The organism is Streptomyces sp. SID4985, from assembly GCF_009863025.1.
GTDB lineage: Bacteria > Actinomycetota > Actinomycetes > Streptomycetales > Streptomycetaceae > Streptomyces.
In genome coordinates this window covers 1-2,874 of sequence record NZ_WWIR01000059.1, presented here as the reverse complement: position 1 = coordinate 2,874, position 2,874 = coordinate 1, and the positions used below count along the sequence as shown (strand labels likewise).

At 67.9% G+C, this 2,874-nt stretch carries 1 protein-coding gene; it reads left to right on the top strand.

Annotated elements, in window-relative coordinates; all coding sequences use genetic code 11:
• Positions 1-2,874: HAMP domain-containing protein (locus GTW40_RS02330; protein ID WP_161178464.1), on the top strand; the 2,874-nt coding region annotated here is incomplete at both ends.

Sequence of the window (2,874 nt, the reverse complement as noted above, 5' to 3'; positions counted from 1 at the left end):
GCCCGTGAGGTGGGCACCGAGGGCATCCTGGGCGGCCAGGCGCACGTGCCGGGTGTCACGGGCATCTGGAAGGACCTGAGCAACAACGTCAACCTGATGGCCAACAACCTGACCATGCAGGTGCGGAACATCTCCCAGGTCGCCTCGGCGGTGGCCAACGGCGACCTGACCCGTCAGGTGACGATCGAGGCGCGCGGTGAGGTGGCGCAGCTCGCGGACACCATCAACATCATGGTGAAGACGCTGAGTTCGTTCGCGGACCAGGTGACCAAGGTGGCCCGCGAGGTGGGTACGGACGGGATCCTGGGCGGTCAGGCGCACGTTCCCGGTGTGGCGGGCACGTGGAAGGACCTCACCGAGTCGGTGAACGGGATGGCGTCCAACCTGACCGGCCAGGTGCGGAACATCGCCATGGTGACCACGGCCATCGCCAAGGGCGATCTGACCAAGAAGATCGACATCGACGCCCGGGGCGAGATCCTGGAGCTGAAGACGACGATCAACACGATGGTGGACCAGCTGTCGTCGTTCGCCCAGGAGGTGACCCGGGTAGCCCGTGAGGTGGGCACCGAGGGCATCCTCGGCGGCCAGGCGCGCGTGCGGGACGTGGACGGCACCTGGCGCGACCTGACCGAGTCGGTGAACGAGATGGCCGGGAACCTGACCCGGCAGGTGCGCGCGATCGCGAAGGTCGCCACGGCCGTGACGCGCGGCGATCTGAACCTGAAGATCGACGTGGACGCCTCCGGCGAGATCCAGGTGCTCCAGGACTCGATCAACAAGATGATCGCCAACCTGCGCGACACCACGATCGTCAACAACGAACAGGACTGGCTCAAGGGCAACCTGGCCCGGATCTCCGCGCTGATGCAGGGCCGCCGGGACCTGAAGGACGTGGCCTCGCTCATCATGAGCGAGCTGACGCCGGTGGTCTCCGCGCAGCACGGCGCGTTCTTCCTGGCGATGCCGCTGCTGGAGGGGCAGGACGCCGGAGGTGACTCCGAGGACGGGTACGAGCTGCGGCTGCTGGGCTCGTACGGCTGCACGACGGGGGCGATGCCGACGTCGTTCCGTCCCGGTGAGGGGCTGATCGGGGCGGTGGCGGAGGAGAAGCGCACGCTGCTGGTCGAGGAGACCCCGGCCGGCTATCTGAAGATCACCTCGGGGCTCGGGGAGGCGCGGCCCGCGCAGCTGATCGTGCTGCCGGTGGTCTTCGAGGGCAAGGTGCTCGGCGTGATCGAGCTGGCGTCGTTCACCAAGTTCACCCACATCCAGCGGGACTTCCTCAGCCAGATCGCGGAGATGATCGCGACCAGCGTCAACACCATCTCGGTCAACACCAAGACCGAGCAGCTGCTGGCGCAGTCGCAGGAGCTGACCGAGCAACTGCGCGAGCGTTCGGCCGAGTTGGAGAACCGGCAGAAGGCGTTGCAGTCGTCCAACGCCGAACTGGAGGAGAAGGCCGAGCTGTTGGCCCGGCAGAACCGCGACATCGAGGTCAAGAACACCGAGATCGAGGAGGCGCGGCAGGTCCTGGAGGAGCGGGCCGAGCAGCTCGCGGTGTCGATGCGGTACAAGAGCGAGTTCCTCGCCAACATGTCGCACGAGCTGCGTACGCCGCTCAACTCCCTGCTGATCCTGGCCAAGTTGCTCGCCGACAACGCGGAGAGCAATCTCTCCCCGAAGCAGGTGGAGTTCGCCGAGACCATCCACGGCGCGGGCTCGGACCTGCTCCAGCTGATCAACGACATCCTCGATCTGTCGAAGGTCGAGGCGGGCAAGATGGACGTCTCACCGACGCGGATCGCGCTGGTCCAGCTGGTGGACTACGTGGAGGCGACCTTCCGGCCGCTGACGGCGGAGAAGGGCCTGGACCTGTCGGTGCGGGTCTCCCCGGAGCTGCCCGCGACCCTGCACACCGACGAGCAGCGGCTGCTCCAGGTGCTGCGCAACCTGCTGTCCAACGCGGTGAAGTTCACCGACTCGGGCTCGGTGGAGCTGGTGATCCGGCCCGCCGGGACCGGCGTACCGCAGTCCATCCGGGAGCAGTTGCTGGAGGCGGGGTCGCTGACCGATCCGGACGCGCCGCTGATCGCGTTCTCGGTGACCGACACCGGCATCGGGATCGCCGCGAGCAAGATGCGGGTGATCTTCGAGGCGTTCAAGCAGGCCGACGGCACGACCAGCCGCAAGTACGGCGGCACCGGGCTCGGCCTGTCGATCTCCCGTGAGATCGCCCAGCTGCTCGGCGGCGAGATTTACGCGCAGAGCGAGCCGGGGCGCGGATCGACGTTCACGCTGTATCTGCCGCTGCACCTGAACGGCCTTCCGCCGCAGGGCTATTACCAGCAGTCCGTGCCGCAGTTGGAGGCCGGTGAGCTGGTCGCCGCCTCCGAGGCGCGGGTGTCCTCTCAGCTGTCGGCGGCGGAGACCGAGACCCCGGCCGAGGTGAAGTCGTACCGGGAGACGCAGAACGGGCCTGCCGCGCTCTTCCGGCGGCGCCGGCGCTCCACGGCACCGGAACCCCGGCTCGAGCTCTCGCAGGCGTCCTCGGAGCAGCAGGCGGGCGAGGTGCGGCCGGAGGCCGTCGTGCGGTTCGGCGGCGAGAAGGTGCTGATCGTCGACGACGACGTGCGCAACGTGTTCGCGCTCACCAGTGTGCTGGAGCAGCACGGACTGGCGGTCCTGTACGCGGAGAACGGCCGCGAGGGCATCGAGGTGCTGGAGCAGCACGACGACGTGGTGGTCGTGCTGATGGACATCATGATGCCGGAGATGGACGGCTACGCGACCACCACGGCGATCCGCAGGATGCCGCAGTTCGCGGGGCTGCCCATCATCGCGCTCACCGCCAAGGCGATGAAGGGCGACCGG